General features: G+C 63.6%; 24 protein-coding genes. 8 read left to right on the top strand and 16 right to left on the bottom strand.

The window, feature by feature from the left end:
- Window positions 1-862: 862 nt before the first annotated feature.
- The 6 genes from P6U23_RS38430 to P6U23_RS38405 form a co-directional block, all read right to left on the bottom strand.
- Window positions 863-1291: a hypothetical protein gene (locus tag P6U23_RS38430; RefSeq protein ID WP_407177472.1), complete on the bottom strand. Its 429-nt coding sequence runs from the start codon at window positions 1289-1291 to the stop codon at window positions 863-865.
- Window positions 1292-1849: 558 nt separating this feature from the next.
- Window positions 1850-2998 carry a YXWGXW repeat-containing protein gene (locus tag P6U23_RS38425; protein WP_407177471.1) on the bottom strand — a complete coding sequence of 383 codons (1149 nt, stop codon included), beginning with the start codon at window positions 2996-2998 and terminating at the stop codon, window positions 1850-1852.
- Between the two features lie 230 nt (window positions 2999-3228).
- Entirely contained in the window at window positions 3229-3351 is a 123-nt protein-coding gene (locus P6U23_RS38420; protein WP_283805894.1) for a hypothetical protein, read from the bottom strand.
- Window positions 3352-3568: 217 nt separating this feature from the next.
- Window positions 3569-3862: a hypothetical protein gene (locus P6U23_RS38415; RefSeq protein WP_407181720.1), complete on the bottom strand. Its 294-nt coding sequence runs from the start codon at window positions 3860-3862 to the stop codon at window positions 3569-3571.
- A 162-nt stretch (window positions 3863-4024) separates the two neighbouring features.
- A complete protein-coding gene (locus P6U23_RS38410; RefSeq protein ID WP_407177470.1) occupies window positions 4025-5485 on the bottom strand; it encodes a M48 family metalloprotease in 1461 nt (486 codons plus the stop codon).
- 99 nt (window positions 5486-5584) lie between these two features.
- Complete coding sequence (locus P6U23_RS38405) at window positions 5585-6373, bottom strand: thermonuclease family protein (protein WP_407177469.1); 789 nt, start codon at window positions 6371-6373, stop codon at window positions 5585-5587.
- Between the two features lie 159 nt (window positions 6374-6532).
- Between P6U23_RS38405 and P6U23_RS38400 the strand changes: the two genes are divergently transcribed.
- From P6U23_RS38400 to P6U23_RS38380, 5 genes are all read left to right on the top strand, one after another.
- Window positions 6533-7738, top strand: coding sequence for an ABC transporter substrate-binding protein (locus P6U23_RS38400; RefSeq protein WP_407177468.1), 1206 nt, complete (start codon window positions 6533-6535; stop codon window positions 7736-7738).
- Window positions 7739-7896: 158 nt separating this feature from the next.
- A complete protein-coding gene (locus P6U23_RS38395; RefSeq protein WP_407177467.1) occupies window positions 7897-8691 on the top strand; it encodes an enoyl-CoA hydratase in 795 nt (264 codons plus the stop codon).
- A gap of 1 nt (window position 8692) precedes the next feature.
- Entirely contained in the window at window positions 8693-9457 is a 765-nt protein-coding gene (locus tag P6U23_RS38390) for a hypothetical protein (RefSeq protein WP_407177466.1), read from the top strand.
- Between the two features lie 170 nt (window positions 9458-9627).
- Window positions 9628-11745 (top strand): acetate--CoA ligase family protein, encoded by a 2118-nt coding sequence (locus P6U23_RS38385; RefSeq protein ID WP_407177465.1) that lies wholly within the window; start codon window positions 9628-9630, stop codon window positions 11743-11745.
- Window positions 11746-11960: 215 nt separating this feature from the next.
- A complete protein-coding gene (locus P6U23_RS38380; RefSeq protein WP_407177464.1) occupies window positions 11961-12899 on the top strand; it encodes a class I SAM-dependent methyltransferase in 939 nt (312 codons plus the stop codon).
- A gap of 96 nt (window positions 12900-12995) precedes the next feature.
- On the opposite strand, the gene P6U23_RS38375 is transcribed toward P6U23_RS38380, so the two are convergent.
- The 3 genes from P6U23_RS38375 to P6U23_RS38365 all read right to left on the bottom strand — a co-directional run bounded on the left by P6U23_RS38375 (window position 12996) and on the right by P6U23_RS38365 (window position 16225).
- On the bottom strand, window positions 12996-13796 hold the full coding sequence (locus P6U23_RS38375) for an enoyl-CoA hydratase/isomerase family protein (protein ID WP_407177463.1): 801 nt from the start codon (window positions 13794-13796) through the stop codon (window positions 12996-12998).
- A 185-nt stretch (window positions 13797-13981) separates the two neighbouring features.
- On the bottom strand, window positions 13982-15142 hold the full coding sequence (locus P6U23_RS38370) for an acyl-CoA dehydrogenase family protein (protein WP_407177462.1): 1161 nt from the start codon (window positions 15140-15142) through the stop codon (window positions 13982-13984).
- Window positions 15143-15157: 15 nt separating this feature from the next.
- Window positions 15158-16225, bottom strand: a complete 1068-nt coding sequence (locus tag P6U23_RS38365) for an acyl-CoA dehydrogenase family protein (RefSeq protein ID WP_407177461.1) — start codon at window positions 16223-16225, stop codon at window positions 15158-15160.
- 290 nt (window positions 16226-16515) lie between these two features.
- Here P6U23_RS38365 and P6U23_RS38360 point away from each other — a divergent pair, with 290 nt between their 5' ends.
- A complete protein-coding gene (locus P6U23_RS38360; protein ID WP_407177460.1) occupies window positions 16516-17301 on the top strand; it encodes an SDR family NAD(P)-dependent oxidoreductase in 786 nt (261 codons plus the stop codon).
- A gap of 118 nt (window positions 17302-17419) precedes the next feature.
- On the opposite strand, the gene P6U23_RS38355 is transcribed toward P6U23_RS38360, so the two are convergent.
- Together P6U23_RS38355 and P6U23_RS38350 are read right to left on the bottom strand one after the other, a co-directional pair.
- Window positions 17420-17695 carry a GlsB/YeaQ/YmgE family stress response membrane protein gene (locus P6U23_RS38355; protein WP_407177459.1) on the bottom strand — a complete coding sequence of 92 codons (276 nt, stop codon included), beginning with the start codon at window positions 17693-17695 and terminating at the stop codon, window positions 17420-17422.
- Window positions 17696-17741: 46 nt separating this feature from the next.
- Window positions 17742-18317, bottom strand: a complete 576-nt coding sequence (locus tag P6U23_RS38350) for a YidB family protein (protein ID WP_407177458.1) — start codon at window positions 18315-18317, stop codon at window positions 17742-17744.
- 151 nt (window positions 18318-18468) lie between these two features.
- On the opposite strand from P6U23_RS38350, the gene P6U23_RS38345 reads away from it, so the two are divergent.
- Window positions 18469-18693 carry a hypothetical protein gene (locus P6U23_RS38345; RefSeq protein WP_407177457.1) on the top strand — a complete coding sequence of 75 codons (225 nt, stop codon included), beginning with the start codon at window positions 18469-18471 and terminating at the stop codon, window positions 18691-18693.
- Window positions 18694-19031: 338 nt separating this feature from the next.
- Here the strand turns inward: P6U23_RS38345 and P6U23_RS38340 are convergent, their stop codons facing one another.
- Window positions 19032-19601, bottom strand: a complete 570-nt coding sequence (locus P6U23_RS38340) for a hypothetical protein (RefSeq protein WP_407177456.1) — start codon at window positions 19599-19601, stop codon at window positions 19032-19034.
- 398 nt (window positions 19602-19999) lie between these two features.
- Here P6U23_RS38340 and P6U23_RS38335 point away from each other — a divergent pair, with 398 nt between their 5' ends.
- Complete coding sequence (locus P6U23_RS38335; RefSeq protein ID WP_407177455.1) at window positions 20000-21655, top strand: tetratricopeptide repeat protein; 1656 nt, start codon at window positions 20000-20002, stop codon at window positions 21653-21655.
- Window positions 21656-21751: 96 nt separating this feature from the next.
- Here the strand turns inward: P6U23_RS38335 and P6U23_RS38330 are convergent, their stop codons facing one another.
- From P6U23_RS38330 to P6U23_RS38315, 4 genes are read right to left on the bottom strand one after another with little or no spacing between them, the layout of a single operon-like run.
- Window positions 21752-22819, bottom strand: a complete 1068-nt coding sequence (locus P6U23_RS38330; RefSeq protein ID WP_407177454.1) for an MBL fold metallo-hydrolase — start codon at window positions 22817-22819, stop codon at window positions 21752-21754.
- A gap of 51 nt (window positions 22820-22870) precedes the next feature.
- Complete coding sequence (locus tag P6U23_RS38325; protein WP_407177453.1) at window positions 22871-23839, bottom strand: M28 family peptidase; 969 nt, start codon at window positions 23837-23839, stop codon at window positions 22871-22873.
- 13 nt (window positions 23840-23852) lie between these two features.
- Window positions 23853-24467, bottom strand: a complete 615-nt coding sequence (locus P6U23_RS38320) for a fused MFS/spermidine synthase (RefSeq protein ID WP_407177452.1) — start codon at window positions 24465-24467, stop codon at window positions 23853-23855.
- Window positions 24464-25381, bottom strand: coding sequence for a spermidine synthase (locus P6U23_RS38315; protein ID WP_407177451.1), 918 nt, complete (start codon window positions 25379-25381; stop codon window positions 24464-24466). Before P6U23_RS38315 ends, P6U23_RS38320 begins: the two co-directional genes overlap by 4 nt.
- Between the last annotated feature and the right edge of the window lies 1 nt (window position 25382).

The following is a 25382-nucleotide window of genomic DNA, read 5'->3' as shown; positions in this document are numbered from 1 at the left end:
TGAGCGTATCGGGGGAACGCGCCCCGACCTCCGCTGTCATTGCGAGCGCAAGCGAAGCAATCCAGATTTTCTCCGTGGATGCAGTCTGGATTGCTTCCGCCTACGCGCAAAGGCGCTTCGGCGGGGACTTCACGCCTCGCCATAGCTCGCGCAGCGAGCGACGCGGGTCGGCGCTTTCGCTCCTCGCAATGACGGGCCTGGTCGAAGGCGCTCGTCCGGCTTTGCAACTTGATCGGCGACTGGTCTAGTCCTGCGGCGTGATGAGCGGCTCTGTCCCATCATCTTGACGAGCTTGCGGAGCAAGCGCCCCGAACGATGAGGCCGGCAGCGATGCATAGCATCGTCCGAACGCGGCGCAGCCGCGCCTCCTCATCTTGAGGGTTTACTCACGCAGCAAGACCAGAGCATGATCTGGACCCGCGACAGGGTGCATTCACACAAAATGTGCCGCGGCTCTCCGCAGACACCATGCGCGAACGTAGCGATCCGATCAGGCCGGCAACTCTACCCTTAACCCGGGCATTTGGATTTTAGCGCGAATCGCACTCCATCTTGATCAGTTCACCGCATTCGCAGATGAACAGGCGGACGGTTCCGCCCTGTTTCGGGTCAAGCATTCTGCCAATGAAGCGAGGCTTGTTTCCGCACCTGTCACAGGTGGGAGCCTCCTCCTGCAGCTTCATCGTGAAAAAGCTCATGGTGGCCTCGCTTCCCAAACGAGGGAGTAAGATAGGTCGTTGCCGGCTCGCGCGAGCGTGCTTGCCGTTTGCGGCCCACTGCCCCGGATTGCCCATGAATCCGTTCCGCAAAGAGATCTGCGGAACAGGCCGCCGTCGGTGGTCTTGCGTTGGGCGGGATGGCCTCAGTTGGTGTTCGGGCCGTCTATCATCCTGCGTTTGACCTGTTCGCAGGTCTTTCTGACGTCTTCGGTGAACAGCGCACAATCTTCAATGCGCTTGAAGATTTTTTTGGCTTCCTCGCGATATGCCGCTGCCGTATCGCGCATATAGGCGATCGCGTTATGGACCTCCGCGGTCATCGCCTCGCATTTCTTGGCGGCATCGATCAATTCCGCTCCCATGGCCTCCATCTCTTTCGCGGCGGCCTCGTAGTCGCGGACCACTGCCTCGGCACTGAGCGCGCCGACGCGTGGAACGCCGTCCTGGTGCTCGACGTAATCAGGCAATGCAATTGAGGCTAATGAAGTGCTTGGACGCCCCATCGAGATGTCCGCTTCCAGTTGAGCCAAACTCACTTCAGGAGTCTTTCGAAGTTGTTCGATATTCCCCATTTGTCTGTCCTCCGAATACGACGGAAAGCACCCCCAGAGAGCAAAGGCATATCAGAGCTATACTGTGGATAATCTCAGGTATGTTTTTGACAGCCCCTGAATTGCCATAATTCGGCTCGCCGAGGAAGCAGCCCGCGTCTGGACCCCGCGTCTGGACGATGTGCGCAATCGCGGCGGCGGCCGCGCGGTGGACGGAAGTGGCGAATTGACCTCGTCGAATCGAGGGGCGGGCAATGGACCGGGCGATGGTTCGGAAAAGTGCGCAGCGGCTTTTCGAAGAGATCATGCACAGTGAAAGGCCTGGAGCGCGACGGTCACATCACGAAAGGCTCACGGAAGCTCGTTCATGTTGCGTAGCCCTCCGGCGCTCATTTGCGTGAGGGCTCCGGCGACGAGGTTCGGGAACCCAGCCCTCCCGAACCTCGTCCTTACTTCTTCTCCGCATCACGAGCGCGCTCATGCGTGAGAGCGCGATGAGATCAGGTTGAATCCTCATCGCGCGTCTCAATTTTTTCCTTGAGCGTGATCCTTTGGCGAAGCCGCTGCACAGATCACGCTCTAATGCGCTTCATTGTGCGGCGCGGTTTTGGGTTTCGCCGCAGGCGGATGGGGCGCGGGATGCGGCGCCGCGGCGACTTGTCGGGGTGGCGCGGCACTTGGATGCTGGGGCGGCTTGGGAGCCGTCGCCGTGGCGGCCGGCCTAGCCTCGACATTGGCGGGCCTCACTGCAGTATTCAGCGGCTTGCCGTCCGGTCTGACCGTCGCGCCTGCCGGCTTGGGCAACACGTTGTTCGTTCTCGCAGCGTGCTCCGGACCGGCCGATTCCTTGTTGTCGACCGGGCGGCTTTCGACGGCCCTGTTCGCAGCCGAAGGATTGTTTGCGAGAGGCTTGTTCGCAGGGGTGGCCGTCAGCGGCTTGTTCTCGAGCGCCCTGTTGGTGAGCGCATTGTTGGCAGGCCCTTTGGGAGCCGCCGCTGCGGGCGGCTGCGGCGCCGGCCCCGGCTTGGCTTCCCGTGCAGCGACGACGCCCTTGCCGCTGAATTCGCCCGGCTTGGCTGTCGCGGCGATGGCCGGGCGGCCGTGGTTCTCGGAGGCAAGCAGTGCTCTGTTGGTGCTCGCCAGATGTTGCTGTTGGAGTTGCGCCGGCGCGGGAGCGATGTGGCGATCTTGCGCGGCAGCCTGCTCTTGCGGTGTCGGCTGGACGGTGAGCCCGCCATTGCCGCCATTGAAGCTGACCCGCGTGATGTTGTTGTTGATGACAGTCTTCTCGTAGACGTTGGTGACGTTGACACTGCCGAAATTGTTCACGGTGCGGTTGTAGGCGAACGCGCCGTTGTCCCAGTGGCCACCCTCATAGCCGACGCCGCCATAGCCGAAGCCATAGTTGACACCACCATAGAAGCCGACACGCGGTCCCCAATACCCGGCGTTCCACGCGTAAACGCCGTCATGCCATCCCCAGTAACCGGGCGTCCACAACAGGCCGACGGCCGGCGGCTCAACCCAAGTGCCCGGCACCCAGTAATATCCGTCCGGACCGTAAGCCCAGTAACCGGGCGTCCAAATATAGCCGGGCGCGGGAAGCGGCGGCTGCTCGTAGACCGGAAGCTCCGGCGGAGCGATCGTAATGCTGAGGATCTGAGCTTGGGCGAGAGGCGAAATGAGCAGCGCGGCAAATAGCCAGAGGACGAATCGAAAGCGTCGCATGTTTGTTCCTTCCGCAGGAGCAAGTTCCCCGGTCGGAGCGATATCGAGCCAATGACGCGATATGATGGCTTCATTGTGCGTTCATTGCGAATCGAGTGATGACGATTCCAAGTCAATGGATTCGCTGACGGCGGTATCGAGCCGCGCTTCAGCGAAGCTGCGCCGCTGAAGATCGAGTTGTTGCGGGAAGCAAGCATGCGGGCTGCACGCAGGCCATGAGCGCGGCAGGTTCAGGAGCAAAGCCAGATGATCAGGAGCGCGATCGGAACCCCGGTGCCGAATGCGCCGGCAATCATCAAGGCGAATGCCAGAAGCAAATGCGTTGCGGCGATCGGCATCTCACGCACTGACATGCGATTGCTCTCCGGTGAACGCGAGCATTGATTCGACCAAGCGCAAGGTTGCAGGAACCAACGGGTTCCCGCCTTAACCTGGATTATCCCGGAGAACGCCGCAGCGATGGTTGATGGCGGCCAGCCACCCGCACTCGGATTGAGAGCGCAACGTGGCGGCCGCCATCACGCCGGCATCGCAGATCAAATCATCTGGCTGTGTGAGACGACAGGTCCGTCAATGTTTCATTTCGCGGAAGACGATCGTCGTGCCTGTCAGCTCAGGTGCATGCGGCGTCAAACTGGTGAGGGTCGAGTCGGTCCAATCCGCAAGACTGACCACCTCGCCGGATTGAATCTCCATCTCCGGTGCCTCGGCCGGCTCCAGGACCTTGAGGCCACTCTCGTCGAGAAAGAACGTGTGGTCCCCAAAGACATCGGTCAATTGCGTGACCGCCGGATGGTCGTCGGGAAGAACGTGGGCATTCATTTGGTTCAATGTCTGCTCCACCTGCGTCGAGTTCAACTTCATCGGCTGCTCCCACTTCTTCGAAGCATCAAGCGGAACGAACGGATCCAACCGGGGAAGTGTTCCCGAATTGTGATGATGCCGAGTAGATTTGTCGCGCAAAGCGGTTCCACCTGTGGACATCCGCGCGCTTCGTTCCCGACGTCGCGTGTTACCGGAGAACCGTCAGTCCACCACGATCTTCACGCGATCGCGGACCTTCACCTCCGCATGTGAGCTGAGGCCGTTGAGCATGCGGAAGCGTTCCATGGGATGATCGACGCCGGCCATGCGGTGGGAGAGCGACTCCACGGTATCTCCGGGCTGCACCGTGATCACCTTGATGCGTAAGGGGCGTGCGGCCTGGATTTCATCCAGCGTGAGGCGACGGAAGGAGTTGACGGTCTCGCGGGCATTGCGCTCGCTCTCCGTGGTCTTCTGCTTGGTCGCGAAGATGAAACGATAGACGTCGCTGCCGAAGCGCAGCGCGTAGATCTTGAAGTGCCATTGATCGCCATCGGCGGTTGCGGAGGCGGCCGGAAAGCCGTTGATGGTGAGATCCTCGGTCGAGGCCTTGTTGACGTTCTCCATCCAGCCCGAGTTGAGATAGTCGCCGAGCGATTGTTCCGCCGGCACCCGCACCACGTCGAAGCGCATTGCCTGCGTGCCGCCGTCGCGCACGCCGATCACCGCCTGCGCGGTATTGTCGAGCGTGAAATTGTCCGGCGCCTGGAAGGTGAAGCCGAGCTTGGGATGCAGGAAGCGCCGCCCGCGCACGAAGCCCTCGCTCGGGTCTTCGCCGTAGACGATGTTGTCGATCGCCGAGAGATAGGCCTCGCGATCGCGCTCGCTGTTCTCAGGCGAAGTATATTGCCGGGCGATGGTCTGCGCGTTCTCCACGCGCTCGGGCGTTGCCGGATGCGAGGAGAGGAAATCCTGGGCGCGCGGATCGAACGAAGCCTTGGCGGCCTTCAGTTCGGCATTGCGCTCCATCGAGCTCAAGAAGCGCGCCGCGCCGTAGGGGTCGAAATGCGCGCGCGCGGCAATCGCAACGCCCATGGCGTCGGCCTCGAACTCCTGGTTGCGCGAGAAGGTCGCAAGCGTCAGCTTGGTCTTGGCGAGCGCGAGCGCGGTGAGATCGGGATCGGTGCTCATGTCGGTGACGACGCGGGTGACGATCGCGGCCTGGCGCGCCTGATCCTCGCGGATCGCGGCGTGCCTGGCGATCACATGCGCCATCTCGTGGCTCAGCACGGAGGAGAGTTCGGAGGTGTCGTTGGCGAGCGCGATCAGCCCGCGCGTCACATAGAGCTGGCCGCCCGGCAGCGCGAAGGCGTTCACCGCGCCGGAGTTGAGGATGGTCACCTTGTAGCCCTGGTCGGGCCGCTCCGAAGCTGCGACCAGGCGGTCGACCGTCTTGCCGATCAGCGCTTCCAACTGCGGGTCGTCATAGGCGCCGCCATAAGTGGCGAGGATCCGCTCATGCTCCCGCTCGGTGGCCGGCGTGTTCGTGACCACAGGCTTGGGCTTGACCGGCGCGGGCGCCGGCGCAGGCGTGGCCAACTGCAGCCGCCCCATGTCGCCGCAGGCGCCAAGCGACAGCGCAAAGCCAAGCGCCGCCAGCGCAGCCCAAAGGCGGCGGCTCATTGCCGTGTCGCGCGGTCCCGCAAACCCATCCACTCGCGGCTACTCTTGAGTTGTCACGTCTTAAATTGCCCTTGGGATTGCCCCCGAATCACCCTTGGGTCAGTCCCCACCCAGCACCTCGATCTGCCCCACCCGAACCACCTCGATGCGCGGTCCCGGGCGCGCCTCGACCCAGCCCCGGATCCGAATCCGCCGATTCTCCAAGGACTTAAGGGCGATTCCGGCCGCTGCAAAGGCCGGCAATACGTGCCTTGGAATAGTCGCAGCGAAGTCCTGTGTCCAGTGACGTCCGAAGTTCAGGTAAGTGGTAGCCCCCGACTGCCGTACGGATAGAACCTTGCCTTCGACGACCGTAAAGTGCCCCACGCCCGCCAAAATATCGTCCGGACTTTCCGCGTTTTTTATGACATCGTTAGCGCTCCAGGTTCCCCGTTTGGCCGCTCGCGCCTCCGCTTCGGCCGCCATCAGGGCCGCCGCGCAATCCCTGTTCTCGATGTCGGGCAGGACCAGCGCCCGGCCTTGCGACACGAGCTGTGCCTGAACCGGCACCTCCGAGGCCGCGAGAAACACGAAGGCCGTCTGCCTCCCGTAGCGGTCGGGCGCATCGTCATCGCCGCGCAGGCTCACGTTACGACCGGCCACGAGCGCCGATAGCGCGTTGACGCGCTCTGCCTTTGTGATACCGGCCGGTTCGATGCCCGCGAGCCTGATCTCGCGTCCGTCGGTGAGGCGAAAACTGCGGCCATCGACGATCTCGGCGACGCGGCCCTCGCCCTGTGGCGGCGGCGCGCAAGCCGCGGCGAAGGCCGATTGCGCGGGAGCAGCGAGGACCAGGCAGAGGCATGCGGCCGGGCAGCGCGCACGTTGACGTCGAGATATCACAGGCATCGAAATCATCGCGAGCATGCTCGCACATTTCATCCATTCCGCTTAGCGGAAAACCGCAAGGCGCGCCCCTTCGCTTGCCGCTGTCCGATGCATGCGGCATGATCGCGCGCAACTCAATAAGGCCGCCGTGCAAAATCGTGGCCGAGAGGGAGGATTTTGATGAAGAGGTTTCCTTCGGCAATTTTTGCTGCCGCGCTGGCGCTGACGGCGAGCGCCGCGCTGGGGCAGGATAAGCCTCCGCTCAAGATCGGCGGCATTCTGGACATGTCGAGCCTCTATGCCGACATCACCGGCCCCGGCAGCCTGGAGGCCGCCAAGATGGCGGCGGAAGATTTCGGCGGCGAGGTGCTGGGCCGCAAGATCGAAGTCTTGGCTGCCGACCACCTCAACAAGGCCGATCTCGCCGCCAACATCGCCCGCGACATGATCGACAACCAGGGCGTTGAGATGATCTACGACGTCGCGGCTTCCGCGACTGCGCTCGCGGCCGGCGAGATCGCCAAGGAGCGCAACAAGATCATCATTTTCAATGGTCCCGGCTCGATCCGGCTCTCCAACGAGGCCTGCGGCCCCTACACGGTGCATTACGTATTCGACACCTACGCGCAGGCCAATGTGACGGGCCTTGCCGCGGTCAGGCAAGGGCTCGACACCTGGTTCTTCCTGACCGCCGACTACGCTTTCGGCCACGATCTGGAAAAGGACACCACCAATGTCGTGACCAAGGCAGGCGGCAAGGTGCTGGGCAGCGTCCGCCATCCGCTCAATACCTCGGATTTCTCGTCCTTCCTCTTGCAGGCGCAGGCCTCGAAGGCAAAAGTGATCGGGCTCGCCAATGCCGGCGGCGACACCGTGAACGCGATCAAGCAGGCCGCTGAGTTCGGCATCATGAAGGGTGGCCAGAAGCTGTCGCCGCTGCTTGCGTTCGTCACCGACATCGACTCGATCGGGCTCGACACCGCGCAAGGGCTGCTGCTGGCCGAAGCGTTTTACTGGGACCTCAACGACGACACGCGTGCGTTTTCAAAACGCTTCATGGCGCGCGTGAAGCGGCCGCCGACCTCGGCGCAGGCCGGCGTCTATTCCTCCGTGATGCATTATCTGCAAGCGGTGAAAGCCGCCGGCACCACCGATTCGGCGGCGGTGATGAAGGTGATGAAGGCAACGCCGATCAACGATTTCTTCGCCAAGAACGGCTACATCCGCGCGGACGGCCGCATGGTGCATGACATGTACCTGTTCGAGGTGAAGAAGCCGTCGGAGTCGAAGGGCCGCTGGGATGACTACAAGCTGCTCGCCACTGTCCCCGGCGACGAGGCGTTTCAATCGCTGGAGCAATCACGCTGCCCGCTGGTGAAGAAATGACGCAGCGGGCGTCATCACGAGCGGTGCGTTAAGCTTTTCGCCATTCCGGGGCGGTGCGCAGCACGCGAACCCGGAATCTCGAGATTCCGGGTTCGCTCGCTTCGCGACCGCCCCGGAACGACGGTGCAAGGTTCAATCAACAACAAAGGCGAAATCCCATGAGCGCAACTGACATGGTCCTGCAGCATCTCGAATCCGGCCTGCTCACCATCACCATGAATCGCCCGGACAGGCGCAATGCGCTCAACCCGGACATGACGCGCGGGCTCGTCGAAGCCGCGCGGCGCGCCGCGGAGGATCACGAGGTGCGCGCCGTGCTGATCAAGGGCGCCGGCGGTACCTTTTGCGTCGGCGGCGACGTCAAGGCGATGGCGGAGGGGCGGGCGCCGCTCCCCTTCGAGGCCAAGCTCGCGAACCTGCGCCGCGGCATGGAGGTCTCGCGCATCCTGCACCAGATGCCGAAGCCCGTGGTGGCGCAGCTCGATGGCGCCGCGGCCGGCGCCGGCCTTTCCATCGCGCTCTCCTGCGATCTTCGCGTCGCCAGTGAATCCTGCAAGATCACCACCGCCTTCGCCAAGGTCGGCTTCTCCGGCGATTATGGCGGCACCTACTTCCTCACCCAGCTCCTCGGCAGCGCCAAGGCGCGCGAACTCTATCTGCTGTCGCCGGTGCTGAGTGCCAGCGAAGCGCTTGCGCTCGGCATGGTGAACCGCGTGGTGGCGGATAGTGAAATTGATGCGGCAGCGCGTGAGCTCGCAATGGAGCTCGCACAGGGCCCGTCGGTCGCGCTCGGCTATATCAAGCGTAACATCAACAATGCCGAGCATCTCTCGCTCGAAGATTGCTTCGACGCGGAAGCGATCCATCACACCCGCGCCGGCGAGACCGCCGACCACAAGGAAGCGGCCAAGGCCTTCGTCGAGAAACGCAAGGCGGTGTTCCGGGGCGCCTAGCGTGGCCGGCGCCATTCGATTGCGGCAGGTCTGCCTGGTCGCGCCGCAGCTCGAGCGGGTGATTGCCGATATCGCTGATATCATGGGCCTTTCCGTCTGCTACCGCGACGGCAATGTCGCCAAATATGGCCTCGTCAACGCGCTGTTGCCGGTGGACACCATCCTGCTGGAAGTGGTGGCGCCGTTCCGCGACGGCACGGCGGCGGGCCGCTTCCTGGAAAAGAGCGGCGGCCGCGGCGGCTACACGGCGATCTTCGCCTGCGACGATCCCGACGAACGCGCTGCCCGCGCCAATGCGCTCGGCGTGCGCACCGCCAACGTCATCACGCACGCGCCCTATCACGGCGTGCAACTCCATCCGCGCGATTGCCGCGCCGCCTTCATCGAATTCAATCACACCGAGGGCAGCGACGACATCTTGGGTGCCTATCCGCCGGCGGGACCGGAGTGGCAGAAGTTCATGCGCCAGGACGTGACGCAGGCGCTGACTGGGGTGGAGGTGCAAAGTCCTGATCCGCTCGGCTTGGCCGCGCATTGGGGCAGAATCATCGAGGTGCCGGTCTCGCGCGGGGCGGACGGGACGCCCGAGCTGAAACTGCCCAATGCCAGCTTCCGCTTCGTGCAAGGCGAGGCGGAGATCATGAGCGGACTCGATTTTCGTGTGGCCAGTGTCGCTGCGGTTTGCGAGGCCGCGCGGGCGAGAGGTTATGCTGTGTCGGACAGCGAATTTGTGATCGGGGGCGTTACGTTCAAGCTTGCCGAATGATTCGCGTATCCACTCTGAGGAGGCCGCGGAGCGGCGGTCTCGAAGGATGATGGGCCGCTGCAGCAGCCGGGCTGTCATCCTTCGAGACGCGCGCGATGCGCGCTCCTCAGGATGAAGTCGTCACTGAGTGTTAGACACTCTCGATAATGAAGAACAAATAGGAACGCCGAATGCCGCACCCGCTCGACTCCTTCTTCGCCCCCGAAAGCATCGCGTTGATCGGGGCCTCGCGCGATCATGAGAAAATCCCGGGGCGCCTGCTGGCAATGCTGCGCAAGAACGAGTTTCCGGGCAAGATCTATCCGGTCAATCCGAACTACGACGAGATCGACGGGCTGACCTGCTTCAAACAGATCGCCGACATCGGCGCGCCGATCGATCTTGCCGTCATCATCATTCCGGCGCGTGGGGTGCTGGCCGCGCTCGAACAGTGTGCGGCCGTGGGCGTGAAGAATGCCGTGATCATCTCCTCCGGCTTTGCCGAAGAGGGCGGCGACAGCGCGGCCATGCAGGAAGGCGTCGCCGCACTGGCCAGGCGAACGGGCATGCGCATTTCCGGACCCAATGCGGAAGGCTTTTTCAGCGCGGTGCCGCGGGTCGCCGCGACCTTCAGCCCGGCGGTCGACGTCAAGCCGGGCGTAGCGCCGCTGGTCGCGACCAGGAAGCGGATCGGCATCGTCGCGCAAAGCGGCGGCATCGGCTTTGCCTATTATCATCGTGCGAAAGCGCTCGGCATCGCCGTGAGCTACGTCGTCAGCGCGGGCAATGAGAGCGATCTCGGGGCCGGCGAGTTCTTCGATTACATGGTGCAGGATGCATCCACGGACGTGATCCTGCTGTTCATCGAGGGCATCCGCGACGTCGAGAAGTTTTTAAACGCCGCCCGGCGCGCCGCGGAACTGCGCAAGCCGGTGATCGTGACCAAGGTCGGCCGCTCCGGCGCCGGCGAGCGCGCGGCGGCCTCGCACACCGCGAGCATGGCCGGCTGGTCGGCGGCCTATGACGCGGTGTTCGCCAAATACGGCTTCATCGTCTCCAATGATCTCGACGAGGCCATCACCATCGCCGCGGTGCTCTGCACCAATCCGCTGCCGAAGGGTGATCGCGTCGCCGTGCTCACGGTCTCCGGCGGCGCCGGCATCTGGGGCGCGGACGCGGTGTCGCAGCAAGGGCTGCAGGTGCCGGAACTATCAGCGCCGATCCAGACCGAGATCAAGAAGCTGCTGCCGTCGTACGGCACGGCGCGCAATCCGATCGACGTCACGGCCCAAGGCGTGAACAGCGGCGGCCTGCAGAGGAGCGTCGACCTGCTCAGCACGTCCGATGAGGTCGATGCGATCCTGGTGATGCTGTCAATGTCGAGCGAAGTGCGGATGCCGTTCAAACAGCCCGAGCTGAAACCGGTGCTGGAGGCGCAACGCAAGCCGGTCGTGTTCTATACCTATACGGTGCCGTCGGATTTCGCGCGCCGCGAACTGGCGGCCTCGGGCGTGGTGGTGTTGTCGGGCCTGACCCAGGCCGCCACGGCACTGCGGCGGCTGGTCGATCACGCGAAGTTCACGCTGCCGCGGGCCGCAGTCGGCGCCAGCCTGCCCGACCGTGATCTCTCCGATTATCTGAAATCGCCGCGTCTGTCGGAAGCCGATAGCAAGGCGCTGCTCCGCGCCGCCGGCGTCGCGTTGCCCGAGGAAGTGCTGGTGACGGACAAAAGCGGGCTGGACGCCGCGATCGCGCGGGTCGGTCTGCCGCTCGTGATGAAAGTGCAATCGCCTGACATTGCGCACAAGAGCGAGGTCGGCGGCGTGCGCTTGAATATCGCCACCAAGGGCGAGGTGTTTCTCACCTTCGAAGCATTGCTCAACAATGCGCGCAAGGCGCGCCCCGACGCCGCGATCCAGGGCGTGCTGGTCGGCCCGATGGCAAAAAAGGGTGTCGAGATCATCATCGGGACCCTGCAGGACAACACTTTCGGGCCGATGGTCATGGTCGGCCTCGGCGGCATTACCACGGAACTGTTCCGCGACGTGGTGTATCGGCCGGCGCCGGTCGGCGCGGCGGAGGCGGCGGCGATGCTCGATGAGCTGAAGGCCGCGCCGCTTCTGAAGGGATTTCGCGGAGCCGTGAAGGCGGACGTCGCGGCGCTCGCGCGATTGATCTCCGAACTCTCGCAGCTCGCCGTGCGATTGCGCGACGAGCTCGCCGAGATCGAAGTCAATCCCGTGCTGGTGCACCCGCAAGGGCAGGGCGTGACGATCGTGGATGCGCTGGTGGTGAAGCGCAGAACTTAACCTATGTTGTCGTTTTGAGCAGCCGTTGCGTTGCAACTGACGTCAAGCGTCGCGTTCGCGGCTCTGCTCCGTCGCAAGCACGGGACTCGCCAACAATTTGCCAAGAGACCGCCGAGCTTTCCGCACAGAAAAATTCCTTCATAGCCGGACAGCGAATGCGTTTCGGCCAAAAAACTTGGCCAAGAAACGAAGTGTGCTGAAGGGAGACTTTGCCAATGGACTCTCAGGTCACACGATTCCCGGTCATCTCGCAATGTCCGTTCTGCTCGTCCGAGGACATCCATGACACGAAGCTGCGAGCACTGGAGGATGCGAACGGCCGGCTTTACCTGGTCTACGAGTGCGGATCGTGCACCGGACGTTTCGTGGCCGATCGGCCGATGCGAATTGAAAAGGTCGAGGAAGAGGCAGTGGAGATTTTTGCCTCGCCGGAGCGGGTTGCCCAGCAACGCGCGCACTTCGCCTGGAAGCGTATCTTCGACGAGAACGACTATCCCTATTCGCTCATTCCCTTGATCGAACGCTGGGCGCCCGGGCGACGCGTGCTCGACCTCGGCTGTGGCGCCTCGCAACTTCTGCCGATGCTGATGAAGCGCGGCTTCGACGTGGTCGGCTTCGAGGGGGATCCTGCCCGCGCGGAGGTGGCGCGCGAGAACGGCGTGACCATCGTATCGGGTGACTGGCGCAAGATCGGCGACGTGCTCGGCGGCAAGCGCTTCGACTGCATCGTCTCGGACCAGGTCTTCGAGCATATGCTGGATCCGGTCGGCACCTTGCGCTCGCTCAAGTCGCTGCTCGCCGAGGATGGCGTGCTGATCTTCCGCTTTCCCAACGAAGGAAGCTGGCGCCGCAAGACGGAACTCGCCTGGGCGCGGCTGCGCGGCAACAACCGGCCGCTGTCCTACTTCGTCGATCACTGGAACTATTTCAACGAGCGCGCGGCGCGCACCTGCTTCTCCTCGGCGGACTACGAGGTGCTGCGGATCAAGAAGGATTTGAGTCTGCACGGCTTCCTGGTCCGCAAGGTATTTCCGAACCTCGCCGCCGTGCCAGGCCTGCCGCAACTCATCGCGCGCACCATCGCGTCGATCGATAGCAATGCGCTGTCGAATGGTTTGACCGTGGTGTCGCGGCCGCTGCAGCGCGCGGCGTGATCAGGTCGAGCAAGGTACCGAATCGATGGTGTGCACCTCTCCCCGCTGGGGAGAGGTAGACCGAGTTCGCAGCCAGTCCGATTCAAGCGGCCGGCTTCATCTTCCCTTGAAATTCGCCACGCGACGCTCGGCGGTGGCATTGACGCCTTCCTTGAAATCTTCCGTCGCGCGCAGCCTTGTTTGTTCGACCAGCTCGTGGTTGGTCGCGGCCAGCACGCGGTCGGCGAGACCGGCGCGCATGGTGGCGCGGGTCGAGACGAGGCCGAGCGGCGAGCATTCGGCGATCTCGCCGGCGAGCTTCATGGCGGCGGCGCGCACCTGGTCCTGCGGCACCAGCTCGTTGGCGAGACCCCAGCGGTAGGCTTCCTCGCCGGTGACGCGGCGGCTGGTATAGAACATCAGCTCCGCATTGTTCTTGCCGATCAACTCAGGCAGCGTGACCGTCAGACCAAAACCGGGATGGAAGCCCAGCCTGGTGAAGTTGGCGGAGAACCGCGCCTCGGGGCAGGTGACGCGGAAATCCGCCGAGACCGCAAGGCCGAGGCCGCCACCGATGGCCGCGCCATGGATCGCGGCGACGATCGGCTTCTTGTTGCGGAAGATGCGCACTGCCTGGACATAGAGATGATTGATCGGCAGGTTCGCGGCCGGATCGGACGCCGCGCGCTCTTCCTGTTGCTGTCGCGCCGGATCGTTGAAATTGGCACCGGCGCAGAACGCCTTGCCTTGCGCGGCGAGCACGGAGGCGCGGATCTTAATGTCGCGATCGAACTCTTCGAGCGCATCGGCGATCTGGTTGATCAGCGAGACGTCGAAGAAGTTCAGCGGCGGCTTTCGGATCTCGATCAGGCCGACATGGCCGTGCTTCTCGACGCCGATATCTGTGTAGTTGGTCATGAGTGTCTCCGATCATCTTCATCTCTCCCCGGCGGGGAGAGGTCGGCGCGTCGCGCCGGGTGAGGGGCCGTCGCGCTCACGAGGGACCGTACCCCTCACCCGATATTCTCGCTTCGCGAGAATATCGACCTCTCCCGATGGGAGAGGTGGAAGAGCTTGCGGCGCGAGCTTTCGATTCATCAACGCTACCGCAGACCAAGTCCGCGCGCGATGATGCCGCGCAGCACCTCGGTGGTGCCGCCCTGAATGGTCAGTTTCGGCGCGGTCTTGATCGCGAACGACAGTTGTTTCTCCAGCGTCTCGCGATTACCGGCGTCCTCCTCGACGAAAGCGGCGAGGTCGCGCACGCGGTGCGGCAATTGCTGCTCCCAGACCGTGCCGATGTCCTTGACGATGGCCGCCTCCACCACCGGCTCCTTGCCGGCCTGCAGCATGCCGGCCACCGAGACCGACATTCGCCGCATCGTATGGAGCTGGGCGACCAGGCGCCCGATGCCCTCGGCGCTGCGCGTATCCGGCTTGTCGCCGACCGCGCGCACCAGCTCGGTGAGCACGTAATAGGTTTCCAGGAAACGCTCGGGGCCGGAGCGCTCATAGGCAAGCTCGCTCGTCGCCTGCTTCCAGGCGCCGTCGATCTCGCCGAGCACATAGTCGTCGGGAATGAAATGGTCGGTAAACACCACCTCGTTGAACTCGAACTGGCCGGTGATCTGGCCGATCGGGTTCACCTTGATGCCCGGCTGCTTCATCTTGACCAGGAACTGCGTCAGCCCGTGCCGGCGGTTTTCCTTGGTCGGCGGCGAGGTGCGGAACAGCGCGATCATGTAGTCGGCGATATGCGCCGAGGAGGTCCAGATCTTGGTGCCGTTGATGAGCCAGCCGCCGTCGGTCTTGGTTGCCTTGGTCTTCGCCGCGAACAGGTCGGAGCCGGAGTTCGGCTCGCTCATGCCGATGGCAAAGCAGAGCTCACCGCGGCAGATGCGCGGCAGGATGTCCATCTTGACGTGCTCGGGGGCGTATTTCAGCAGGATCGGCCCGCTCTGGCGATCGGCCACGAAAAAGCGCCGCGTCGGCGCGTTGGCCACCCGCATCTCTTCCGTCACCACATAGCGCTCCAGGAACGATTGCTCATGGCCACCATATTTCTTCGGCCAGGTCATGCCGATCCAGCCGCGCTCGCCCACCTTGCGGGAGAAGGCCGGCACGTCGGTGTCCTCGCGGTTGGGCTTGAACGGGTTGAAAGTGCCGGCCGCGATTTCCTCGGCAAGGAAGGCGCGCACTTCCTTGCGCAGCTCCTCGCATTTTGGCGGCAGGCGGATCGGATCGAAACGCAGCGCTGCTGTCATGTCGAAAACCTTCGTTTAACGCGAGGCCACCAGGGGCCACAATTCGTCGGCGCCGCGCGCGGCGATCCGTTTTCCCAGCTCGACGGCCCAGTAGCTCTCGGAGCCGAAATCGTCGCGCCAGGACAGCGCGCGCAAGGAGTAACGGTGCAGGATGTGTTCGATCGTGAAGCCGATCGCGCCGTGCACCTGATGCGCGATGGCGCCGCCCTTTTCGGCGGCCTCGGCGCAGCGGATCTTTGCCGCGGCGGCTTCGAGGAAAACCGCGTCCTCAGCGAAGGACGGGTTGGTGGCGATCGTATCGGCCGCCGAAGTCGCGGCCGCCAGCGCCGCGGCCGACTCGCCGGCAAGCCGCGCCAGATTGTGCTGCACCGCCTGGAATTTCGAGATCTTCTTCTCGAACGCCACGCGCTCATTCGAATAGCGCACGCTGATGTCGAGCATGGATTCCAGACTACCCGCGATCTGCAGGCTGCGCGCCACGCCGCCCATCAGCATCAGCGCGTTCTGGTCAAAGCCTTTGGGCGCGGGTTTTGCGGTGATCGGCTGGACCTTGTCACAGGTGACGGCATCGCTGTTGTCGTTCGCAAGGTTGAGGCCCGGCTCGATGCGCAGCTTGGCGGCGTCCACGAGTGCGATCCAAACGCCATCCGCCCCGTGTGCCAGCACGGCAACATGCTTGGCGGCCTTGGCGAACGGCACGCCGCGGGCGCGGCCGGTCAGCGTGCCGTCGGCATTGAGCGTGATGCGGTCCTTCGGGCTTGCCGGTGCCACCGTCATCTCGCCCGGGGGCGAGGCGATCCTGGCCTGCGCCAGCAGCCACCCCGCAAGCATGGTCTCCGCGAGCGGCACCGCGATCGCAAACCGTCCGGCCGCACCGAGCACGCCAAATCCGTCGGCAAGCGAGGCGCCCGAACCACCAAGGTCTTCATCAACCCAGGACAGCGGCAGGCCGGCCTCGCTGAGCGCCTGCCACAGCGGCGCTTTCCAGGATCCAGTCTTGTCGCTGTTGATGGTTTGCGCGTCGGCGAGATCGGTGAAAATCTTTTCCGCGGTCTCGACGACGATGTTCTCACTCTCCGCCACAGCGTTCCTCGCTTTAGGGATATTGGCGCGTCCGCGCCCGGACAGAAGGGGCGAGACTGCGAGCTTTTCTTGCACCGGATGATGGGGAAAAGCCATGGCCCTGACAAGCGCTGGTCGCAGGGGCGCTTGCGGTGCGGGCATGATTGCAGGCGGCAGCCGCCGTCGCGGTGCGGCTTGCGGAAAATCTAATTCCGCGCAATGGACTATCGCAGATTTGCGGCGATTTTGCCCCGCGATATGGTAAGCGCGGCTTGGCCGCTGATGGCCTGAAAACCAATCAAGGGGAAACGATGTCGAAGGATGGTTTGTGCGCGATCGTGACGGGTTCGGCGTCGGGGCTTGGTGCTGCGACCGCGGGCCTGTTTGCCAAGGCCGGCGGGCGCATCGTGGTCAATTATTCCAATAGCCGGAACGAGGCCGAGGCGACTGCGGAAGCCTGCCGCAAGGCAGGCGCCGCCGAGGTCGTGGTGGTGCAGGGCGACGTGTCGCGCGACGAGGACTGCAAGAAAATCGTCGCCGCGGCGGCGCCCTGGGGTCGCGTCGACGCGCTGATCAACAATGCCGGCACCACCAAGCATGTGCCGCATGATAATCTCGACGGGCTGTCGGCCGAGGATTTTCAGCGCATCTATGCAGTCAACACCATCGGGCCGTATCAGATGATCCGCGCCGCGCGATCGCTGCTGGAAGCGAGCGCCAAGGCGTCGGGGCGCGCGGCGACGGTGGTCAACGTCTCCTCGGTTGCCGGCATCAGCGGCGGCGGCTCCTCGGTGGCCTATGCGGCAAGCAAGGGCGCGCTCAACGCCATGACCTTGTCGCTGGCGCGCGCGCTCGCGCCCGCCATCCGCGTCAACACGGTCTGCCCCGGCTATATCGACACGCCCTGGTTCACCAAGGGGCGCGGCGAAGCCGGTGCCAAGCAGGTGCGCGATGCGGTGGTGGCGAAGGTTCCGCTGAAGGTCGCCTCGACCGCCGAGGACATCGCGCAGCTCGTTTACTTTCTGGCGAGCCCCGCCTCGAGCAACATGACCGGCGAATGCGTCCGCATGGATGCCGGCATGCATCTGATTTTGTAAAATTGGGCGCGTCATTCCGGGACGCGCGTCAGCGCGAACCCGGAATCTCGAGATTCTCAGATGTGCAATTGCACATCAGAGCTCGATGCTATCGCATCGCCCCGGAATGACGGCCCTATCAGCGATTGTAATCGCGGAGCACGCCGCTGGCGACCAGGCGATTCCAGATGAACAGCACCACCAGTGCACCGATGGTGGCGGTGATGAAACCTGCGCCCTGCTCAGGGCCGTAGTGACCGATCGCCTGGCCGACCCAGGTTGCCAGAAATGCGCCGGCGATGCCGAGCACGGTGGTCAGGATGAAGCCTGACGGATTGTTCGGTCCCGGCGACAGAAGACGCGCGATGATGCCGGCCACGAAGCCGACGACGATGATGTAGATAATGCCGCCCATAATTGCTGTCCCTTTCCCAACAACAAAAATGCAGTGGCCGCGGCGATCAGATGCGTTCCGACATCTCATCCTCGGTCGGGAGCCGTCCCTCCGGCGTCAGATGATCGACCACGCGCGGCAGATATTGACTGAGGCCATTGAGCAAATCGTCGCGCGACAAGCCGCTCTGTGCTGAAAGCTGATCGATCTGGTCGGCGCCAAGGGCGTTGGCGAGATCGCCCGGCGCGATCTGCTTGTTCGGCCCCGGGCTCACCCAGGAATTCGCCGTATCGCCATGACCGGCCTGCTGCAATTGCCTGAGCAGGTCGGACAATCCGCCCGAAAGCACGCTGCCTGCGGCACCGCCGGCGAGCGCGCCGCCCAAGGGGCCCCTCAAGATATCGCCAAGGCCACCGCCCCCGCCGGGTGCGGTTGAGGGAGGTGGCTCAGGCGCAGGCCTCGGCGCCGTGCTTGTCGGTGCGCTCTGTTGGTTGCCGGTGAGATGCTTGAAGGCTTTCCAGGCCAGCAAGCCCAGAATCGCCATGGTGAGCGGCGACATTCCACCGCTGCTCTGCTGCTCGCTCGGGCCTGAAGGGCCGCGGGGACCTTGCTGCATGCCGTTGAGGACGTCGAGTAAACCCATCGTTTGCTCCTACCGCCAGGCTGCCCCACTGTGAGCGGAACCATAGCGGTGCCTGATGACGGTTACAAGGCAAGGACTTGCGGCGTTGAAACGGCTGCGCTTGGATGACAAGGGTGGCGGCGTGACTGCCGAGATAAAAAGGGGGAAGACGATGCGCCGATCCATCGCGGCAGCCATCCTGGCTCTCACGACCGCAACCATCGCCGTCGCGCATGCTGCGCCGCCCACGGTGACGCCGTCGCCCGGTTACGACGCGCGGTTGCAGGAGCAGAGAAGGGCGACGTCGACGACCTTCACGGCCGGCCCGTCATCGGTCCCAGCCAATCCGCCGGTCCCGCTGCAACGCTATCATGTGAAGCGAACGCGGGGTCATTGACGGGAGATTGCATAAGTCAAAGGGCTCGCAACCATCCCCATCATTCCTGAGGTGCTCGCGCCAGCGAGCCTCGAAGGGTGAGCGGCCCCGATCTCGCAGCGGGGCCTTCGAGACGGCCGCCTTGCGGCCTCCTCGGGATGACAGGGGTAGGTGGGAGCCCGCGTCAGTACAAGAGGCGATGCTTTCGGTTTGCGCGTCCCTCTCGGTTCGCAAACGCGGACCGGCACCTAGGAGCATGATCCGGAAAGTGTGAAGCGGTTTTCCGAAAAGATCATGCTCAAACAATAATCTAAAGCGCGATGGCGATCCGACCTAATCCCATCGCGCTTTAGACGCCGTCAGCTCTTCTTGCCTTTGGCCGGCGTCGTTGCGCCGAACAGCCTTTTCTTCAGGTCGTTGATCGTTTCCGACAGGCGCGGCCATTCGCAGGACAATGACGGTTTCACGCAATCGCGCGTGCGCGAATTGTTTGCGGCCTGGTTGGCGATCAGCTTGCTCGGCCGCGCCTGCGGAAGCGGCACGCGTTCCGTTGGCGTTCGCAGCGACACCGGCTGCGGCTCTTGCTCCTGTTCCTGCTGCTTGGCGGCGAAAGCGGCCACGATGTTGCTGCGCCGCTGCCGCTCCAGATAGAGCGCATATTGCTGGTCGATATAGCGCTGCTCTTCCGGCGTCGGATTGGGACCGGCGATATCGAAGCTGCGGTCCTGCAGGAAATCATAATAGGTGTAGCCGCCGCCGGGCTTGCGCCGGCCGGCGAACTTGGCATTGCAATCGGCGAGCGCGGACGTTCGCTCTTGCTGGGTTGCGGCCTTGCCGGCGAGCTCGGCGCATTCCTCGAAATCGGCCGGCGCGCGGTTCCACCAGCCGGCAACCGCGCGCGACGGCTGCAGCATAAATACGACGGCCATCGCGGCTGCCATCAGTGCAGCTTGATGCGATCCGAACACTGGCGCTGGTCCCCAAACTTTCCAGGTAACAATTGGTTTTCCGATTGTCGCCATTTTGTGGCAGCCGGTCATGAAATTGGCGCGACAGTGTCCGACTCGTGCTGTCCGCGGCTAACCCGATCTACGGCTTGGCTTTTTTCCAGGTATGGGCGGAAGGCGAAAGAGTTCCTTAAACGTTTTCATGGGGCGTCGCGGGGCGCGATCGCGCCCCTTGCCGCCGATTCGCGCGTTTCCTGGTCGCATTGCCACAATCGGGGCGCGCGCGAAGGCGCAAGGGCCGGGCTCCGCGATCTCGGGCGGAACGCTTTGTTTACCAAACCGTGGGCATGGTTAACCATTTCCTGCCGAGAGCCTTCCCTGTGAATCTCAGTGTGCTTGCCGTCCCTGCTTCCTCTGCCGAAGAGGTTACGTCTCACATCAATCGCCAGCTTCTGATCGGACAACAGCATTACGCCACGGGCCAGATCGGCCTGGCGATCGCTGCCTATCGAAGCGGGCTCGACCACGCCGAAACAATCGGCCTCGATCAGATCGCCGTCGACATCCTGGCCGAGCTCTACGCCAAGCTTGGCAACGCCTATATGGTCGGCCGGCAATTTTCGTCCGCAACCGAGCAGTACAAGAGCGCGCTGCGGCTGAAGCCGACGCTCACCGCCTGCTGGTGCAATCTCGGCAATGCGCAGTTCGAGACCGGGAACGCGCAGGCTGCGACCGCGCTTTATATCGAAGCGCTGAAGCTGAACCCTGCGCATTGGCCCTCGCGTACCAATCTCGTCCAAGCCTTGATGGCGACCGGGCAGCATCTCGTGGCCAAGGCCCTGCTGTCCGAACTTGCCGCGGAGCGGCCGGAGGACGGGCAGCTTCGCCACCAGCTCGGCAAAGCCTGTTTCGCGCTGAACGAGACCAAGGAGGCGTTGTCGCATTTCCAGGCGGCGGTCGACATCAATCCGCGTGATGCCGAAAGCCTGTATTGGATCGGCGGGATCAGGCAGGACATGGGCGAGGCTGACGCTGCCCGGCTCGCCTACGCGCAAGCCGCGCAGATTCAGCCGCTGATCCGGCGGCCGGCGGCGAAATCGCCGGCGGATTTTCGCCTGCTCGCCCTCTACGCGCCGTTCGGCGGCAATACGCCGTCCAACTATCTGTTTTCGGACGCGGCCTATGATGCGGATACGCTGGCGATGTTCGAGGACGGCACGGTGGATGTCGCTTCGCTCGGCGATGTCCAGCTTGTGGTCAATCTGATTTCGGACCCGGACCAGTCCGGCGCGACCTTGTCCCTGGCCGCAGCATTGGTCAAAAAACTCGGCAAGAGCGTCATCAATGATCCCGCAAGAATTCAGCACACCACGCGGGATGCCGTCGCCGAGCTGCTGCCAGGTATTGCCGGCTGCCGAATTCCGCAGATCCTGCGTCTCGATGCCGGCGCCGATGTCGCGCCGGAGGCGCTGGCGCAAGCACTGCCGTTCGCCTGTCCCGTGCTGGCGCGGCCCGCCGGCACGCATGGCGGCGATGACTTCGAAAAGATCGCGAGCCTCGATGAGCTTGCGGCCTTTCTGGCGCAACATCGCGATGGCGACCGCTACCTGATCGAATATATCGATTACGCCTCAGCCGACGGCTATTTCCGGAAATACCGCTTCCTGTTCGTCGGCAACGACATCCTGCCCTATCATCTCGCGATCGGAAGCGATTGGAAGCTGCATCACGACAACACCGACATGGGTGACCATCCCTGGATGCAGCAGGAGGAGGCGTCGTTTCTCGCCGAGCCCGGCACCGTCTTCACGGAAGCCAATTTCCAGGCGCTGCGTACGATCCGTGAGCGGATCGGGCTGGATTATTTCGGCATCGATTGCGGCCTGGACCGCGACGGCAACCTTGTCGTGTTCGAGGTCAATGCCTCGATGCTGGTGCACAACGACAACCCGGATTTCCCTTATAAGGACCCGGCCGTCCGCGCCATCAAGCACGCCTTCGATGCGATGCTGCGGGAGCGGGCGGGGTGCGCTTAAGCGCGATGGGATTAGGTCGAATCGCCATCGCGCTTTAGATTCTCGTTTGACCATGATCTTTTCGGAAAACCGCTACACACTTTTCCGGATCATGTTCTAGATCACCATCAAATCACGGGCGACGATAATCTCGCCCTTGAAATTCCTGGCCGCGCCGTCGCGCCAGTCCTCTTCCTTGATGCTGTCGAGGCCTGGCGTCAGGTGAGAGAGCACCAGCGTCTTCACCCCGGCTTCCTCCGCGATGCGGCCGACATCCTCGACGGGTGCATGATCGGCCTTCATATGCGCCATGAACGCGTCGTACTTGACCGGGAAGCCCTTGGCGATGCGATCGCGCAAATAGGCGTCGAGCGCCGGCAAATAGAGCGCCTCGTGCACCAGCACATCCGCGCCCTTGGCGATCTGCACCATGGCCTCGACCGCCGTGGTGTCGCCGGAGAAGGCGATCGAGCGATCCTTAAAGTCGAACCGATAACCGAGCGCCGGCGTCACCGGCGGATGGTTGACGATGGTGGCGGAGACCTTGACGTTGTCGTCCTGCATCACCGGACCGACGCCCGAGATCTCCTGCACCTCGATCGAGGTGAGCGGCGCAAGGTGGAAGTCTTCCGACCAGAACTCGACCGTCTGCCTGTAGGCGCGCAGGAAATCCTCCGTCATCTGTTTCAGCGGCGGCGGCCCGAAGGCGCGGACGGTGAGCGGCATGCCCTGCACCCAGCCGACGATCAGCAGCGGACCGTATTCGACATTGTGGTCGGGATGATGATGGGTGAGGAAGATCGATTTGAGCGCGCTAAAGGGGATGCCGGTGCGCGCATATTGATTGGTGACGCCGAGACCACAGTCGAGCACATAGGCCGCGCCGTTGCTGAGCATCACATGCGAGGTCATGTGGCGGGTGCGGCCTGGCAGCATCGGCGCCGGTCCCCCGGTGGTGCCGAGAATCACGAGCTTGGTGCCGCTTGCGTTCTTTAGCGCGGTCTGCGCCGCTAGCGCGGCATCGGTCGGACCCGCTTCGGCGGCGAGAACCGGCTGCATCGCCGCGGCGGCGACAGGAGCCGCCGCCAGCGCCGCGAGCAGGGTTCGGCGCGACAGCCCGGCATCGCTGCTTGCGTTGGTCGCGCCGGCGTCACACGGCACTGGCGTCGTGATTGTCTTGTTCATTCTCTCCTCCCGCTTGGTTCGCCATCTCCCCGCGCGCGGGAGAGGGCGCAGTTACGGCAAATACAGATATTGCAGCAACGTGCGCCCGACCGCCTCGAGACTGCCGGCCGAGCATTTGTCGATCGTATCCTGCGTGGTGTTGAAATAGGGCTCGTACTCGAAATCGATCACGAGAAAGCTCGGAATGCCAGCGGCCGCGAGCGCGGTGTGATCGTCGCTGATCGGATAGCTCGTTGTTTTCGTCGAAAACGCCTTGGGCGCGATCGCAAGGCCTGCGCTCCAGAACTTCTTCACCTCCGGCATGGCGGAGGCCAGCGAGGAGGGGTCGGGCTTCAGCTCGAGGTCCCTGTCGCAGACCATGTCGAATACCACGGCCTTTTCCGGCTTGGCGGCCGGATAGTAATCGTGCAGATGCGCGGTGAAATAGGGCGAGCCGATCGGGTGCCAGTTGGGATCGCCGGCGCCGAGCGCCTTCGGCCCTTCCTCGCCGTCGAAGAAGATCATGTCGATCCCGACGGCGGGCTTTGGCAGGAGCGACAGCACGCGCGCGGTCTCCAGCAGCAGGGCGACGCCGGAGGCCGAGTTGTTGGCGCCGGGCATCGGTGCCTTGGGATTTTGGGCGTCGCGATAGGCGTGCACGATGCTGTCATAATGGGTCGCGACGATCATGCGGCGCGGATTGGCCGGCTGGAAGCGGGCGATGATGTTGGTCATCGCGTATGACTTGCCGGACTCATCCTTGTAGTCGAAGTGTTGGGTGGTGACGGCATCCGCGCTGGTCTTGGCCATCTCGGCCTTGATGTAGTCGATCGCCTGCTGATGGCCCGGTGTGTCGATGGCGCGTGGGGTGAAGCGCAACAGGTCGGCGATATGCGCGAGCGCGCGCTGGCCGTCCCATAACTCGATCTTTGCGTCGCTTGTGTCCTGTGCACCCGCGGCGGCCGCCGAGAGCACGAGCGTGGCGGCGGTCGCAAGCGCCGCGATTACCCTTTGCGACCGAGAAGAAGCTGTCTGCCGCATGTTATGCCAAACCTCACGCGGACCGCTTGATGGGATTGAGAAGCAGCGCGCCGGCACAGACCGCGAGCACCACGGCAAAGTAATAGGTGATGGCGCGCGAGCCGACGGTCGGGATCAGCAGGAATGTCGTGAGCAGCGTGCCCACGACATTGCCGATGGTGGAGACGCCGTAGACCAGTCCGGCCACGCGCCCGGCCTCATCGGCCGAGCGCGTCAGGAGGCTCACCGCGATCGGCGAAAAGGTGCCGAGCAGCGTCAAGGGCACCAGGAGGAGGGCGGTTGACGCCAACAGCGTCGCCGAGGGGCCGTCCCCAAGCGAGTTCAAAATCGTCTCCATCACCGGATCGGCGGTGGCCGGCACGCAGGCGAGATAGGCGGCCGCGATCAGGATGGCGAGCGCAATCGCGCGCTGCGTCGGATGGCGCGCCACGATCGCGCTGCCGGCGAAATAGCCGATCGCGAGCGCACACAGCACCGTCGAGATCAGGCTCGCCCAGGTGCCGATGCCGCCGCCGAAATAGGGAAACAGATAGCGGCTGCCCAGCATCTCAAATCCCATCAAGACGCCGCCGACCAGAAAGGAGCAGGCGTAGATGGAAAACGACAGCGTTGCAGGCAATGTCTTCAAGGCAGCTTCCTGTTATGGCGCTCGATGCTCTTCAAGGCTTCGACCGGCGCGAAATCGTCCGTGAGCACCTTGGCATTGGCGTCGATGACCTTGCCGCTTGCGATATCGATGCGCCGCCGCTCGTTGAGCATGTCCGCAAGGCTGTAGCGCAGGCCGTAAGCCTTGTCGCGGTCGTGGGCGAACGCCGCGAGATCCTCACCCTTCCGCTCGGCGCCGTCGTAGGCGACGGTGACGATGTTGCCGTCGGCCCGGTAGAAATCGAGCTGCGGGAACACCGCATTGATCGTCTTCACCGCGGAGTCGAACAGCATGGTCGAAGGTTCGACGTTTTGCGCGACCACGCCGCCCTCGGCGAGGTGGTCCTTGACGATCTGATAAAATTCCTTCGTCAGGAGGTGAAACGGCACGAACGGGCCGCGATAGGCGTCGATCAGGATGACGTCGTATTTGTCCTTGGATTCCTGCAGGAACAGCCGGCCGTCGCGGTTGACGACCTGGAAGTCCGGCTCGTCCTTGATGCCGAAATATTTCTTCGCGAGCTGCACCACCGTCGGATCGAGCTCGACCGAGGTGATCGGGACGTTGGGCAGGAAGCGGTGCAGATACCAGGCGGTGCGGCCGCCGCCGAAGCCGATTTCCAGGATCGAATGCACGTCCTTGGCGTACATCAGGCTCGCGGTCATGTAGCGCGTGTAGTCGACCGGCAGGTCCTTGTCGTCGTGGGTGTTGTAGACGCTTTCGGTGTAGATGCGGCGGTTGTGGCCGAAGGTCATGCTGACGTAAGGCGGCTGCTCGTACACATAAATATTGTTGTAGAGCGATTCCCTGGACTCCAGCAGGTTGCGATTGTCCTGCGCGTGCGCGGCCGCCACCACGCTGGCGAGCATGCCGAAAACGAGCGACCTGATGATCATC

This window comes from Bradyrhizobium sp. STM 3562 (genome assembly GCF_045571435.1).
GTDB lineage: Bacteria > Pseudomonadota > Alphaproteobacteria > Rhizobiales > Xanthobacteraceae > Bradyrhizobium.
The sequence above is the reverse complement of the archived record's forward strand: the minus strand, read 5'-3'. Positions and strand labels throughout refer to the sequence as shown.

Coding starts and splice junctions, on each gene's coding strand:
- P6U23_RS38330 (WP_407177454.1), bottom strand. CDS start 22,819: ATGAACAAGACAATCACGACGCCAGTGCCGTGTGACGCCGGCGCGACC.
- P6U23_RS38425 (WP_407177471.1), bottom strand. CDS start 2,998: ATGCGACGCTTTCGATTCGTCCTCTGGCTATTTGCCGCGCTGCTCATT.
- P6U23_RS38385 (WP_407177465.1), top strand. CDS start 9,628: ATGCCGCACCCGCTCGACTCCTTCTTCGCCCCCGAAAGCATCGCGTTG.
- P6U23_RS38315 (WP_407177451.1), bottom strand. CDS start 25,381: ATGATCATCAGGTCGCTCGTTTTCGGCATGCTCGCCAGCGTGGTGGCG.
- P6U23_RS38340 (WP_407177456.1), bottom strand. CDS start 19,601: ATGGCCGTCGTATTTATGCTGCAGCCGTCGCGCGCGGTTGCCGGCTGG.
- P6U23_RS38345 (WP_407177457.1), top strand. CDS start 18,469: ATGCGCCGATCCATCGCGGCAGCCATCCTGGCTCTCACGACCGCAACC.
- P6U23_RS38405 (WP_407177469.1), bottom strand. CDS start 6,373: ATGCCTGTGATATCTCGACGTCAACGTGCGCGCTGCCCGGCCGCATGC.
- P6U23_RS38360 (WP_407177460.1), top strand. CDS start 16,516: ATGTCGAAGGATGGTTTGTGCGCGATCGTGACGGGTTCGGCGTCGGGG.
- P6U23_RS38420 (WP_283805894.1), bottom strand. CDS start 3,351: ATGTCAGTGCGTGAGATGCCGATCGCCGCAACGCATTTGCTTCTGGCA.
- P6U23_RS38380 (WP_407177464.1), top strand. CDS start 11,961: ATGGACTCTCAGGTCACACGATTCCCGGTCATCTCGCAATGTCCGTTC.
- P6U23_RS38430 (WP_407177472.1), bottom strand. CDS start 1,291: ATGGGGAATATCGAACAACTTCGAAAGACTCCTGAAGTGAGTTTGGCT.
- P6U23_RS38370 (WP_407177462.1), bottom strand. CDS start 15,142: ATGACAGCAGCGCTGCGTTTCGATCCGATCCGCCTGCCGCCAAAATGC.
- P6U23_RS38325 (WP_407177453.1), bottom strand. CDS start 23,839: ATGCGGCAGACAGCTTCTTCTCGGTCGCAAAGGGTAATCGCGGCGCTT.
- P6U23_RS38375 (WP_407177463.1), bottom strand. CDS start 13,796: ATGACCAACTACACAGATATCGGCGTCGAGAAGCACGGCCATGTCGGC.
- P6U23_RS38355 (WP_407177459.1), bottom strand. CDS start 17,695: ATGGGCGGCATTATCTACATCATCGTCGTCGGCTTCGTGGCCGGCATC.
- P6U23_RS38410 (WP_407177470.1), bottom strand. CDS start 5,485: ATGAGCCGCCGCCTTTGGGCTGCGCTGGCGGCGCTTGGCTTTGCGCTG.
- P6U23_RS38350 (WP_407177458.1), bottom strand. CDS start 18,317: ATGGGTTTACTCGACGTCCTCAACGGCATGCAGCAAGGTCCCCGCGGC.
- P6U23_RS38395 (WP_407177467.1), top strand. CDS start 7,897: ATGAGCGCAACTGACATGGTCCTGCAGCATCTCGAATCCGGCCTGCTC.
- P6U23_RS38415 (WP_407181720.1), bottom strand. CDS start 3,862: ATGAAGTTGAACTCGACGCAGGTGGAGCAGACATTGAACCAAATGAAT.
- P6U23_RS38400 (WP_407177468.1), top strand. CDS start 6,533: ATGAAGAGGTTTCCTTCGGCAATTTTTGCTGCCGCGCTGGCGCTGACG.